This is a genomic window from Parabacteroides sp. PM6-13 (assembly GCF_029892605.1).
Lineage (GTDB): Bacteria > Bacteroidota > Bacteroidia > Bacteroidales > Tannerellaceae > QVMG01.
In genome coordinates this window covers 95,432-109,013 of sequence record NZ_JARXWF010000014.1, presented here as the reverse complement: position 1 = coordinate 109,013, position 13,582 = coordinate 95,432, and the positions used below count along the sequence as shown (strand labels likewise).

At 47.2% G+C, this 13,582-nt stretch carries 11 protein-coding genes; 6 read left to right on the top strand and 5 right to left on the bottom strand.

Features of this window, described 5'->3' with window-relative positions:
• Nucleotides 1-117: 117 nt before the first annotated feature.
• Nucleotides 118-699, bottom strand: a complete 582-nt coding sequence (locus tag M2134_RS13225) for a sugar O-acetyltransferase (protein ID WP_280751860.1) — start codon at nt 697-699, stop codon at nt 118-120.
• A gap of 232 nt (nt 700-931) precedes the next feature.
• Here M2134_RS13225 and M2134_RS13220 point away from each other — a divergent pair, with 232 nt between their 5' ends.
• The 3 genes from M2134_RS13220 to M2134_RS13210 all read left to right on the top strand — a co-directional run bounded on the left by M2134_RS13220 (nt 932) and on the right by M2134_RS13210 (nt 6,107).
• Nucleotides 932-2,401, top strand: coding sequence for an MFS transporter (locus M2134_RS13220; RefSeq protein ID WP_280751859.1), 1,470 nt, complete (start codon nt 932-934; stop codon nt 2,399-2,401).
• Between the two features lie 415 nt (nt 2,402-2,816).
• Entirely contained in the window at nt 2,817-3,116 is a 300-nt protein-coding gene (locus M2134_RS13215; protein WP_280751858.1) for a nitrous oxide-stimulated promoter family protein, read from the top strand.
• A 117-nt stretch (nt 3,117-3,233) separates the two neighbouring features.
• Nucleotides 3,234-6,107 (top strand): M16 family metallopeptidase, encoded by a 2,874-nt coding sequence (locus M2134_RS13210; RefSeq protein ID WP_280751903.1) that lies wholly within the window; start codon nt 3,234-3,236, stop codon nt 6,105-6,107.
• A 114-nt stretch (nt 6,108-6,221) separates the two neighbouring features.
• Here M2134_RS13210 and M2134_RS13205 read toward each other — a convergent pair whose 3' ends face one another.
• Nucleotides 6,222-6,413 carry a hypothetical protein gene (locus M2134_RS13205; RefSeq protein WP_280751857.1) on the bottom strand — a complete coding sequence of 64 codons (192 nt, stop codon included), beginning with the start codon at nt 6,411-6,413 and terminating at the stop codon, nt 6,222-6,224.
• Nucleotides 6,414-6,429: 16 nt separating this feature from the next.
• Between M2134_RS13205 and metK the strand changes: the two genes are divergently transcribed.
• The gene (gene metK / locus M2134_RS13200) at nt 6,430-7,713 is read left to right on the top strand and encodes a methionine adenosyltransferase (protein WP_280751856.1); all 1,284 of its coding nucleotides are present in this window, start codon (nt 6,430-6,432) and stop codon (nt 7,711-7,713) included.
• 134 nt (nt 7,714-7,847) lie between these two features.
• Here metK and M2134_RS13195 read toward each other — a convergent pair whose 3' ends face one another.
• From M2134_RS13195 to M2134_RS13185, 3 genes are all read right to left on the bottom strand, one after another.
• A complete protein-coding gene (locus M2134_RS13195; RefSeq protein ID WP_280751855.1) occupies nt 7,848-8,558 on the bottom strand; it encodes an SIMPL domain-containing protein in 711 nt (236 codons plus the stop codon).
• Between the two features lie 147 nt (nt 8,559-8,705).
• Entirely contained in the window at nt 8,706-11,147 is a 2,442-nt protein-coding gene (locus M2134_RS13190; RefSeq protein ID WP_280751854.1) for a sugar-binding domain-containing protein, read from the bottom strand.
• A 5-nt stretch (nt 11,148-11,152) separates the two neighbouring features.
• Nucleotides 11,153-12,274 (bottom strand): glycoside hydrolase family 43 protein, encoded by a 1,122-nt coding sequence (locus M2134_RS13185; protein WP_280751853.1) that lies wholly within the window; start codon nt 12,272-12,274, stop codon nt 11,153-11,155.
• Between the two features lie 111 nt (nt 12,275-12,385).
• Between M2134_RS13185 and M2134_RS13180 the strand changes: the two genes are divergently transcribed.
• Both M2134_RS13180 and M2134_RS13175 read left to right on the top strand, forming a co-directional pair.
• On the top strand, nt 12,386-12,715 hold the full coding sequence (locus tag M2134_RS13180) for a zinc ribbon domain-containing protein YjdM (RefSeq protein WP_280751852.1): 330 nt from the start codon (nt 12,386-12,388) through the stop codon (nt 12,713-12,715).
• A gap of 55 nt (nt 12,716-12,770) precedes the next feature.
• Nucleotides 12,771-13,517 carry a DUF1349 domain-containing protein gene (locus M2134_RS13175; protein WP_280751851.1) on the top strand — a complete coding sequence of 249 codons (747 nt, stop codon included), beginning with the start codon at nt 12,771-12,773 and terminating at the stop codon, nt 13,515-13,517.
• Nucleotides 13,518-13,582 lie beyond the last annotated feature (65 nt).

The window sequence follows — 13,582 nt, the reverse complement described above, 5'->3', positions numbered from 1 at the left end:
GTAGGGGTATTTAAAATTAGTCAGGCGAGTAACACTTTTTAACGTATCATATTGTAAGGCAAAATGGCGTTTTTGCTTACACTTTGTATTTTGATATTTCTCGAAAAAAAGGGTCTGTTACCACTGTCGTATCACCTTACAGGGATTGCCGACGGCCAGGCAGTTGGCGGGGATGGATTTGGTGACGACGCTTCCGGCTCCGATGGTCGTATTATCGCCGATGGTTACGCCTGCCAGGATCACCGATCCGCCGCCAACCCAGACATTGTTGCCGATCGTGACCGGTGCCGACATGATTTTCCAGGTCGAGAAAACCCCGCCCCGTTGACCCGCCAGGCGCTCCACGGGGTCGACCGGATGGCTTACGGCATAAATCTGCACATTGGGGCCGAAGCCGCAATTATCACCGATCGTAATCTTGTTACAATCCAGGAAAACGCAGTTCATATTGATCTCGCAGTTGTTTCCGATATGGATATTCTCGCCATAATCGACAAAGAAGGGAGCCGAGATCCATAGGTTCTCGCCTTTCGAACCCAGCAACATCTCTAATAGGTTGTTGAGTTTCCGGTTGTCGGTCGTATCGGCCTGGTTGAATTCTTTCATCAATTTCTTGGCAAAATGCCAGCGGGTCATCAGCGTTTCGTCGCTGGCATCATAATATTCACCGGCCAGCATTTTCTCTTTTTCTGTTTTCATGTGATTTAGTTTTTAACGGTGGGCAAGATACTAAAACTACGAATAGGGATCATCTTGTCGAAAGATAAAATAACATTTAGGGGCTATTTACTGCTGCTCGCCTTGATTATCCGTGGTGTGTGCGCACATATTTTATCAAAAAATGTTAGATCATCCGTGAAATAGTAGAAAAATAGTCTATATTTGTTCCCCTGAATTGCGAAACTGTTATTAACTTAATTCATATTTTATCATGAGTAACATTAAAAACGCACAAGGCAAGATGACCAATTTCCGTTGGACCATTTGCGCTATGCTCTTTTTTGCGACTACCATCAACTACCTGGATCGCCAGGTACTTTCGTTGACTTGGGATGAGTTTATCAAGCCCGAGTTTCATTGGAACGAAGAACACTTCGGGAACATTAACGCGATTTTCTCCATTGTCTATGCCATCTGTATGTTGTTTGCCGGTCGTTTTGTTGACTGGATGGGCAGCAAAAAAGGCTTCTTGTGGGCGATCGGCGTATGGTCGGCAGGTGCTTGTATGCATGCGCTTTGCGGTATTGTCACCGAACAATATGTAGGACTAAGCTCTGCTGCTGAACTGGCGCAGGCTACAGGTCAGGTGGCCGTGGTGATCTCAACCGTTAGTATGTACTGCTTCATTGCCGCCCGTTGTGTGTTGGCGTTGGGTGAAGCCGGAAACTTCCCTGCCGCTATTAAGGTGACAGCAGAATATTTCCCGAAGAAAGACCGCGCTTTCGCGACTTCTATCTTTAACTCAGGTGCCTCTATCGGCGCATTGGCTGCTCCGTTGACAATTCCTATCCTGGCGAAACATTTTGGCTGGGAAATGGCATTCATTGTGATTGGTGCCCTGGGTTTCATCTGGATGGCTTTCTGGGTATTCCTGTATGACGCGCCTCGCAAGAGCAAGTTTGTCAACGAAGCCGAGATCGAATACATCGAACAGGACAAAAACGACCTGACAGCGGAAGAGGCTGTTCAAGAGAAAGAAGAGAAAAAGATACCTTTCTGGAAATGTTTCTCTTACAAACAAACCTGGGCTTTTGCTTTCGGTAAATTCATGACCGACGGGGTATGGTGGTTCTTCCTGTTCTGGACACCTACCTATTTGAATACGCAGTTTAATATCAAGACCTCGGAAGGTTTGGGTATGGCATTGATCTTTACGCTTTATGCCATTGTGACCGTATTATCTATCTACGGAGGTAAATTGCCTACAATCTTTATCCAGCGTAGCGGTAGCAATCCCTATGCGGCTCGTATGAAAGCGATGTTAATTTTTGCTTTCTTCCCGCTGTTGGTATTGTTTGCACAGCCATTGGGTATGTATTTTGCCGATTGGGGTAAACATGCTGCTTGGATTCCGGTGATTCTGATTGCCATCGGTTGCTCGGCTCACCAAGCCTGGTCTGCCAATATCTTCTCAACGGTAGGTGATATGTTCCCTAAATCAGCCATTGCTTCTATCACGGGTATCGGCGGTATGGCGGGTGGTATCGGCTCTATGATTATGCAAAAGAGCGCGGGTAGCTTGTTTGTGTATGCCGACGAAGTGCAGATGACCTTTATGGGATTCCAGGGCAAACCGGCGGGCTATTTCATTATCTTCTGCGTTTGTGCCGTGGCTTACCTGATCGGTTGGATGGTGATGAAATCTTTGGTTCCGAAATACAAACCTATCATTATAGAATAAATCAAGAATGATTGAATACCTACAAAAAAGAGTTGCTTCCGCAGGGAAGCAACTCTTTTTTTATAGGTGTTCAGTCGCTTCGCTTCTTGGTAGTCAAAATTGTTAATCGTTTGAAGCAAAGCCGCGTAGCGGCGATCTGTATACAGCCCCGTGTGTAAGCGCGGGGTTTGTAAGGGACACATGGGCTGCGCCACGTCGTGGTGCTATATTACAGATTCTAAATATTGTACCGCTACGCGGCACCTTTTTTATTTTACCTCTTACCCCCCCCCGTGCTTACACACGGGGCTGTATACAGATCGCCGCTACGCGGCTTTGCCCAACGCTTCTTAACTCCTTTAACTTCTCTAACTTCTTTAACTTCTTAACTTCTTGACATTTTCGTATCTTTGTCCGCTACAAAACAAGTGATTCCATGAAACAATCACGCATAGAAAGAGAAAAGGTTACCATTGAACGAATGGTGCGGATCTATTGCCGGAAGAAGGAGAAAAACGAATCGCTTTGCCCGGGATGTGAAGAGCTGATCGCCTATACCCACCAACGGCTCGACCGCTGCCCGTTTGGTGAAGAGAAAACAGCCTGTAAGGATTGTCCGGTTCATTGCTACAAACCGGTGATGCGGGAAAAGGTGCGCCGGGTGATGCGTTATGTCGGGCCGCGTATGATCTATCTGGCGCCGGTAGACTTCATGCGTCACCTGTTCGGCAAGTAGAAAAACAGAAAGGTTTTTCGATCTTTTCGTAAAATAAATTCTATATTTGACCCCATAAATCCCTAATACTAAAATATTATGCGAAATTCTTTTTTGTTAATCGCGCTGGCTGTTATCATGGGTATGCTGACGGCTTGCCAGGAGAGCTCACCGTATAAATACGAGACAGTACCGAACGACCCGATGAAGGCGCGTATCTACACGTTGGATAATGGCTTGAAGGTCTACATGACAGTGAATAAAGAGGCACCACGAATCCAGACCTACATCGCGGTAAGAGTGGGAGGGAAGAACGACCCGGCAGAAACAACCGGATTGGCACACTATTTTGAGCACCTGATGTTTAAAGGTACCCAGCAGTTCGGAACACAAAACTACGAACAGGAAGAGCCTTTGTTGAATGAAATCGAACGCCTTTTTGAAGTCTATCGCAAGACCACCGATGAGGCGGAACGCAAAGCGATCTACGCACAGATCGACAGTGTCTCGTACGAGGCCTCCAAATTGTCGATTCCCAATGAATACGACAAACTGATGGCGGCGATTGGTGCCGACGGGACGAATGCCTACACCTCGTTTGATGAGACGGTCTACCAGGAGGATATACCTGCCAACCAGGTGGAGAACTGGGCAAAGATACAGGCCGATCGCTTTAAGAACAATGTGATCCGCGGATTCCATACCGAACTGGAAACGGTTTACGAAGAGAAGAATATGTCGCTTACGAACGATGGCCGCAAGGTGAACGAAGCTATATTGGCTACTCTTTTCCCCGATCATCCCTATGGCTTGCAGACCGTATTGGGAACGCAGGAACATCTGAAAAACCCATCGATCACCAATATCAAGAATTATTATAAGACCTGGTATGTGCCTAATAATATGGCGATCTGTCTCTCGGGTGACTTCAATCCGGAAGAGATGATCCGTCTGATAGATACCTACTTCGGCGATATGCAACCCAACGAAAGCCTGCCGGCTCAACCGGCGATCCACCCATCGCCCATCAAAGAGGTGATCGTGCGGGAGGTATTTGGTCTGGATGCTGAAAATGTAAATATCGGATGGCGTACGCCGGGAGCTGCAAGCCCTGAAAATGATCTGATGGGATTGACGCGTAGTATTCTGTATAACGGAAAAGCGGGCTTGATGGATGTCAACATTACCCAGCAGCAGAAAGTATTGAGCTCATACGCCAGTGGCTGGACCATGGCGGATCATGCCTCCTTTATATTGAACGGACGCCCCAAAAGCGGACAGACCCTGGATGAGGTGAAAGATCTTCTTCTGGCAGAGATCGACAAACTGAAGAAAGGGGAGTTTAGTGAAGAGCTGTTGGAGGCTATCATCAACAACTACAAACTGACGGAGATGTCGCGCCTGGAGTATAACAGCGCACGTGCTGACTTGTTTGTCAGCTCCTTTATCAATGGTACCCCCTGGAAAAACCAGGTGGAACGCATGGATCGTTTAAATAAGATCACCAAACAGGACATTGTGGCGTTTGCTAATAAATATTTTGGTGATAACTACGTGGTGATCTACAAACGTCAGGGAAAAGACCCGAACGAAACAAAGATTGAAAAGCCATCAATCACTCCGATCGAAACTAATCGTGATAAAACCAGCCCTTTCCTGGCGGAGATCCAGGCTTCCGAAGTGAAACCGATCGAACCGGTGTTTGTCGATTTTGAGAAGGATATGCAGAAACTGCAAACAAAGAATGGTATCGAAGTGCTTTACAAACAGAACGAAACCAACGATATCTTCTCCCTGCTTTATGTGTTCGATATGGGCAACAACAACGACAAAGCGATGGGAGTAGCCTTCGAATACATGAAATACCTGGGCACTTCAACCAAGAGCCTGCAGCAGATTAATGAAGAATTCTATAAGTTGGCCTGCTATTTTGGCGTTAGCCCCGGAAGCGAACGTACCTATGTCACCCTGGAAGGATTGGCAGAAAAGATGCCGGAAGCCATGCAGCTCTTTGAAGAACTGCTGGCCGATGCGCAGGTGAATCAAGAGGCCTACGCTAATCTGGCGGCCGATATACAGAAACGTCGAACCAATGCCAAATTGAATCAGAGTCAGAACTTCAGTATGTTGACCCAATATGCTATATGGGGCCCCGATTCTCCTGCGAAGAATGTGCTAAGCAACGCGGAATTGCAGAATATGAATCCGGCACAGTTGGTTGATCGTATCCATAATATTAATACATATAAGCATAGAGTGCTTTATTATGGCCCGGAGAAACCCCAAGAGCTGATTGCGACTATCGAGAAGTATCATAAGGTGCCTGATACCTTTGAACCGATACCGGTAGGGAAAGAATTCAAGCAGGCTACGATAACCGATAACACGGTTCTGCTGGCACAGTATGACGCGTCGCAGATCTATTATTCCGCCATATCAAACCGGGGAGAGGCCTTTGATTGGACCATATACCCCATACTTACTATGTATAATGAATATTTCAGTGGTGGTATGAACGCGATTGTTTTCCAGGAAATGCGTGAAGCCCGCGGATTAGCCTATTCATCTAGTGCCTACCTGAATGCACCTTCTAAAGAGAAGTATTCGTATATCTACCGTGCATTTATTGCTACGCAAAATGATAAGATGATCGATGCGATGAAGGCCTTTGATGATATTATCAATAATATGCCGGAATCAGAACAAGCCTTCTCGCTGGCGAAAGAATCACTGATCACACGTATGCGTACCGAACGGGTAACCAAATCGGATATCCTCTGGTCGTATATCTACTCGGAAGACCTGGGGCTGGATCACGACGGGCGCAAGCAACTCTACGACGAGGCGCAGACCATGACCCTGGATCAGGTGAAAGCCTTCCAGCAGAAATGGGTGAAAGATCGCAAATATACCTATTGTGTCTTGGGCGATGAGAAAGACCTGGATCTGAAATCATTGGCAACATACGGCCCGATCCGCAAACTGACCAAAGAGGATCTGTTTGGGTATTGATTTTTTGAGAAGTCATAGAAGTCATAGAAGTCAAGAAGTTAAGAAGCAAGAAGTTAAAGAAGTAAGAAGTTAAAGAAGTAAGAAGTTAAAGAAGTAAGAAGTCATAGAGGTTTGTCAACCTTTAACTTCTTTAACTTCTTTAACTTCTTTAACTTCTATAACTTCTTTTTTTGTATCTTTGCCCCCTGAATTGACGTGGATAGATTTGTATTGCTTGCAACCACAGGAAAAAATGCTAAAACAACCTTTTCGCTTTCTGCCGTTCGGCAATCCTTTCCCTCCTCTGGTCAATTCATTACTAAACATATAATTATTTAGAGTAATGAGTTATTTATTTACCTCCGAATCGGTGTCTGAAGGACACCCCGATAAAGTAGCCGATCAGATATCGGATGCTTTGCTTGACGAGTTTTTGGCGTATGACGAGAACTCGAAAGTAGCTTGCGAAACACTTGTTACGACTGGGCAGGTTGTAGTGGCAGGAGAAGTAAAATCAAGCGCATACGTGGATGTGCAGGATGTAGTACGTTCGGTGATCGAACAGATTGGTTACACCAAAAGCGAGTACCAGTTTGAAGCCAAATCATGCGGTGTATTGTCGGCCATTCACGAACAAAGCGGTGACATCAACCGGGGTGTTGAGCGCGAAGACCCGATGGATCAGGGCGCGGGCGACCAGGGCATGATGTTTGGATACGCAACCGTTGAAACGGCAAACTACATGCCTCTGGCATTAGACCTCTCACACAGCCTGTTAAAAGAGTTGGCTGATATCCGTAAGAAAACACCGGAACTGATGCCCTATCTGCGTCCCGACGCCAAGGCACAGGTGACAATCGAGTACAGCGACAACGGCACACCGCTTCGCATTGATACCATTGTGGTCTCTACGCAGCATGATGAGTTTGTGGAAGCTATCGATATGTCGCAAGAAGAGGCCGACAAAGCCATGCAGCAGCAGATCGAAGAAGATGTGAAAGCGATTCTCGTACCGCGTGTAAAGGCATTATATCCCGAGCATGTACAGGCGTTGTTCAATGATTCGATCAAGTATTATGTGAACCCGACCGGTAAATTTGTGATTGGTGGCCCGCATGGCGACACCGGACTGACTGGCCGTAAGATCATTGTCGACACCTATGGTGGAAAAGCCTCTCACGGCGGTGGCGCCTTCTCGGGCAAAGACCCTTCGAAGGTAGACCGTTCGGCTGCATACGCGGCTCGTCATATCGCCAAGAATATGGTGGCTGCCGGTGTGGCCGATGAGATGCTGGTACAGGTCTCTTATGCTATTGGCGTAGCGCAACCGATGAATATCTTTGTCAACACCTACGGACGTGCGAAGGTGAATATGACCGATGGTGAGATTGCTACCCTGATTCAGGAGATATTCGATATGCGTCCGAAAGCTATCGAAGAGCGCCTGCAGCTGCGCAATCCGATCTACCTGGAAACAGCCGCCTATGGGCATATGGGACGCCAGCCGGAAACAGTGACCAAGGTGTTCACCTCCCGTTATCTGCCGGAGCCCATTATCCGCCGCGTGGAACTGTTTACTTGGGAAAAACTGGATTACGTCGATACGATCCGCAAGGCGATTAATTAGTGTATAGTGGTTAGTGTATAGTGGTTAGTGATTAGTGATTAGTGATTAGTGATTAGTGGATAGTAATGGCTACTAATCACTAACCACTAATCACTATACACTATACACTATACACTATACACTAATCACTATTATCAGTCATTTAGGTAGTAGTCGATGGTAGTGACTACCCGTATGTTTTTGATGTAAGGGGTGTTGGCATCGCGGTCGCTGATCGAGAACTGCCCCTGAGTTGCTGAGCGTATCTTGCCTAATTTACTATCCGAGTCTTCCGCGAATTTTTGCGCCGTTGCCCGCGCGTTCTTCGTTGCCTCCTCGATCATGCCCGGTTTGACATCGTTCAGTTTTGTGAAGAGGAACTGGGTCGTATAGCGGTAGTCTCCTCCGCTGATGGCGATACCTTCTTTCAATAGATCACTTTGTGAGGTCATTAGTTTACGCACCAAATTGACCTTGGAAGAGGTGACTGTCAGGACGGAAGTTACATTATAGCGATAGGGCACATTGTTGTTCCCATATCTTTCTGCCTGCATATCGATAATCTCCGGAGCCGCAACCGTGATCTCACTCTCCTCGATACCATTTGCCTTCAGGAAGCTGATAATCGTATTGTTCTTCTTTTCCATATGATTATACAATACGGAGAGGTTATCGCCAATATCCTTATAACTCAAGGGCCAGATCACCCGATCTGCTTCAACCTCTTTCTCGGCCAGTCCTTTTACCGAGACCACTCTTTCTTTTTGAATAAAGCCTTTGATGCCCGATTTCAACGAGAATCCCAGGACGATAATCCCTACAGCTACAAATAAGCCTGCTAATACATGGCCATACGTCTTTTCCATTGTCTTCTGTTTTTTGGTGTTATTAGGCAAACATACATAAAAAACCGACACCTTGGAGTAAGCGTGTCGGTAAGAAAGATTAAAGCCCTTAAGTTCTTTAAAGACTTAAGGGCTTTGATGTCATAAAAAACAGCAGCTAAAAGAGAGCTAACGAATAACCACTTCCGCCGGTTTCAACCAGGGAGAGGTGAAGCGTACTTTGATGCTGCCCGCTTCGCCGGTGGGTTGGATATAAGCCAGGAGACGACCCTGGTAAACGCGGTGCGCGTTATCGGTATAGTTGCTCATATCGCTGTTGTTGCCTGCTTCCAATCCTAATAACTTCGCCGGGCCTTCAATGCGGCAGGTCACCTCGTTGTCGGATAATACCACAGGAATTCCTTTCTCATCGACCACCTGCAGGATCACCTGTGCCAAGCCGTTTTCGCATTCGCTCTTCAAGACGCTCTCAACAGTGAGGGCATAGGGCTGTTCGGACGATTGAATAGCGTAACGCGAAATCTCCTGATCGCTTTCGTTCAGTCCAATCACTTCCAGTTTCCCTTTTTCATAGGGGAGATCCCAATAGATAATGCCTGTCTTGTCGTCGTATGCTTTTGGTGCACCGATTTTCTTTCCGTTCAGCATCAATTGTGCCTTGGCGGCATTGGTATAACAAACCACGCGAATCGGTTGCCCGTCTTCATAATTCCAGACAGATGGCGCATCCATGGAGGGCGGTCTCTCCCGTCTGTCACCTCCAAAGCCGGGGCGGGAGGGGGGAGGCATATTCAGGTAGGTGCCCAGGTAAGCCATGGGTTTATCCGACCATAGCGATTGGCGGAAATAGCCTCTGGGTTTGATAAATCCGGCAAAGTTCACCATCCCGGTATTCAACCCGCGGGAAGGCCAACGGCCGGCTTCACCCAGGTAGTCGAGTCCTGTCCAAAGGAACTGCCCGAAGATGTATTCATTATCTCTCACGGCTTTCCAGGCGTCAAAGCCCTGACCGTTCTCACTGCCATAGATAACGCGCTTCGGATAGGTCTTATGATCTTCCGCGTATTTGCTTTCCGTATAGTTATAGCCGGCGATATCCAAGGCGCCGGGATATTCTGTTTGGTTCGACATAGCTACACCGGCGAGTCCGGCTGTTGTAACACGGGAAGGATCAAACTTCTTCACGACGGCAACCAGGCGTTTGGCAATAGCGCCCAGGCGCATCGCATCCGGCGCGTCGGGATTGTATCCACCATACGAAGCCTGTGTGAAGCCTGCACGGTCGCCTCCCAACACTGGATGCGAATAGGGATCGTTGGGGTAATCCACCTCATTGCCAATGCTCCAGGCAAAAACCGACACGTGGTTGCGATCGCGGCGTACCATATCTTCCAGGTCTTTCTCGCCCCATTTCTCGAAGAAGTCATAGGAGCCTTGGAATCCTGGGGTGCCTACGTTCCATCCTTCGAGCCATTTGCGTTTCGGGAACTCCCATTCGTCGAAGGCCTCATTCAGTACCAACAGCCCTAACTCATCGCATAGGTCATAAAGCTCAGGAGCTTGCGGATTGTGGCTGGTGCGTATGGCATTACATCCGATTTCTTTCAATATGAGTAGACGGCGCTTCCACACATCGAGCGGTACGGCCGCACCCAAGACACCAGCATCATGGTGAATACACACACCCTTCATCTTCATCCACTCGCCATTCAGGGCAAAGCCCTTGTCGGGATCGAACGTGAAGGTGCGTAAACCGGTACGGGTAGATGTTTCGTCAATCACTTTCCCGTCGGACAATACGGTTGTCTTCAAGGTATAAAGCACCGGGTTCTCCAAATTCCACAAAGCGGGACGGCTTACCTTGATGGCGGTCGTTATTTTCGACTGACCGGCTGTCGCGTTCAGTTTCTTCGTATTATTTCCTACACTCTTGCCTTCGGGAGAGAGGAGTTCGTTGACGATCGTCAGGTTGGCGTTGGCCGATGTCTCGTTATTGATCTCCACCTCGATATGAAGCGTTCCCTGATTTTTCTTTACCTCCGGATAGGCGAATACGCCCCATTGTCCGATATGTACCGGATTGGCATAGACCAGCCATACGTTGCGGTAGATACCCGAACCGGTATACCAGCGCGAGTCAGCCGACTGGCTATGGTCCACCCGTACATCGATCACATTCTCTTTCCCATATTCAATATAAGGAGTTGCATCATACATAAAGGAGATATATCCATTGGGACGTTTCCCCAATGAATGGCCATTCAGGAACACTTCGCTACGGTTATAGACTCCTTCAAAATAGAGATACACCTTCTCTCCCTGTTTCTCTTGAGGGATGGTTAGCGATTTGTGGTACCAGCCAATGCCGCCGGGAAGATAGCCCGTAGCGCTGGCCAAGGTAGGACTCAATAGTCCTTTCACACTCCAGTCGTGCGGAAGATCGACTTTTTGCCAACGTTGGCGATCAGCTTTCGTGAAATCTTCCAAATCTCCTAATTGAAATAACCAGCCTTGGTTGATCGACTCCGGTTGCCCGAAGGAAACCTGAGCGAATGAGGGCAGGGTGATCATGCTCAATAGAGCAATGGTTAACAGTTTGAATACACGCATACTATTTATTTATTAAGTGAATCAAAAATACTCAGATCCCATTCGTCGTACCATTTGAGTACCGGCAATCCCTTCTCGAACTGAATCGGTAGCCAGATATAGGTCGCTTCCGAAGGGCTGCGTGGCGTCCATCGGTCGCCCATAAAGATGAAGGCGTTTTTTTTACCGGCCACCGGCAATATGTAGGTGCTTTGTGAATGGAAAGTCAATTCGGCATCTTCTCCCTGGCAGGGATTGGCATGTTGTGTCCAGGGCCCCCAGATGGAAGGAGCGGAAAACATACGGGCCGCATTGGGTGCCCAGCCTGTACAACCGGAGGTGATCATAAAATAGGTATCGTCTTTCTTGAAGATTGCCGGGGCTTCATTGTGCCCACAAGGGAAGATACGGATATATTTACCCGTATGCCAGAGGTAATCGTCCGATAATTCGGCGATATTCAGGGTAAGATTATCTTCAGCAGCATAGATATGATAGGCCTTCCCGTCATCGTCGACATACAGCGTCATATCGCGTGACATCTGTCCACCTTGGAAATGATCGCGCACAAAAAGGCCTTGGCTGACCGCTTCCAACCATTCGGGGCTCCAGCCTTTCAACTCTTTGGCGGTAATGGTTCGTGTTTTATCTTCCTCCGGCATATTCTCCGGCCAATAGCCGGCATTCGGACGACAGGAGTAAAGATAGCGATAGGGACCGGTCGGGGTGTCGCTCACGGCAACCGCTGCGCGTGCTGCCCAGTAGCCCTTCCCTTTCAGCTCCAGGTGGAACCACATCACATACTTTCCGGTCTTTTCATTGTAGATCACTTTAGGACGTTCCAATACGCATCCTTTCTCAAGGTCATGGAAAGAGCTGTCGGGCATCACACTGAGGGCAACCCCTTCGTTTTTCCAATTCACCAGATCCTGGGAGGAATAGCAGGTGACACCCACCAAAGCGGCACTGGTACGTTCCGCCTTATGCTCTCCAAACCAATAATAGGTGCCATCCTGATACAGGATACCGCCGCCATGGGCATTCACATGAGTCCCTGTGTTGTCTTTCCAAAAGGTGCCGGGAACAATCTTTTGCGCTTGCACCGGTAGGCACAATGCGAGCAAGAGTAGATAATAGCTACATTTCATAATCGTAATAATTTTTGTTTAATAAAAAGGGAGTAATCTTCTCCACAAATATAAGATTATTTTTTGTCAATAAAGCCTATCTTTGCGCACTTAACTGAAAAGACAAGTCGTATGAGTGATATTCCAAAGTGTCCGGTTTGTGGATCGGAAAATACCTATTTTGACGGTACAATGTATATATGCCCTGATTGTGGCTGTGAGTTTATGGCCGATGAACAGTCGGAAGCGAGCGATAATATACCCCGCGACAGCAATGGCGCCGAATTAATGGATGGGGATAGTGTTACCGTTATCAAAGACCTGAAAGTGAAAGGCTCTTCCATGGTGATTAAGCGTGGAACCAAAGTAAAGAGTATCCGCCTCACCGATGTGCCGGAAGAGGTAGACTGCAAGATTGACGGAAGCTCTATCGTTCTTAAAACCTGCTTCCTGAAGAAATAAGGGGGCGCTCCGGATGGTTGTGTTCCTACTAATACACATAAAAAAAATAGTAAAAATGAAAAAGAAAAAACTTATTACTCTGGCGGTACTGGGAATCGTTTTATTCAGTAGTTGTACGAATGGAAACACAAATCAACCGGAATCCGCAAAAGCGGTCAGTGCAGATTCGGCACAAGTCAGTGGTGTTGCCTGTCAGGTGACTATCAGCGATATTCGTTTCACTAAGTCAATAAATAACGCGGCTTCACTTATCTCTGTGGATGAGAACAATAAGGTGACATTTACGACAGGGGAAAAGACGGATTATTTTGCTGATCCAGACAACAAATTGTCGAACAGAACAGCCCCTGTCTTATTGTCGGAAGTAGATAATACCAAACCATTTACCCTGACAGCAAAGGTTACGCCTGAGTTTACCGAAACAGGCCTATACAATGCAGGTGTACTCTATATTTATGTACACGATAACTTCTGGCAGAAGTTATGCTTTGAACAAGATGAGCGCGGCAAACATCGTGTAGTAAGTGTACGAACAATAGGAACATCGGATGATAACAACCACGATATTGTTGAACAACCCTTTGTTTATATGAAGATCTCCTCGGATACGCGCACAATAGCCTCTTATTATTCTCTTGATAATCAGAACTGGCAAATGGTACGTCTGTATCAAAACAACTATCCGGCTAAAATCTGGATGGGTATCAGCACCCAATGCCCGAAAGATAAAGGAAGCAGCAGCACATTTGAAGAACTCCACCTGGTGCAAAAGAGTGTTGCTGATTTTCGGTTGGGGGTATAAAAAATCTTTTGCCCATTTTGCAGGGTTACCCAAAAAAGAAAAATCCCTGAAACTGTCTATGTTTC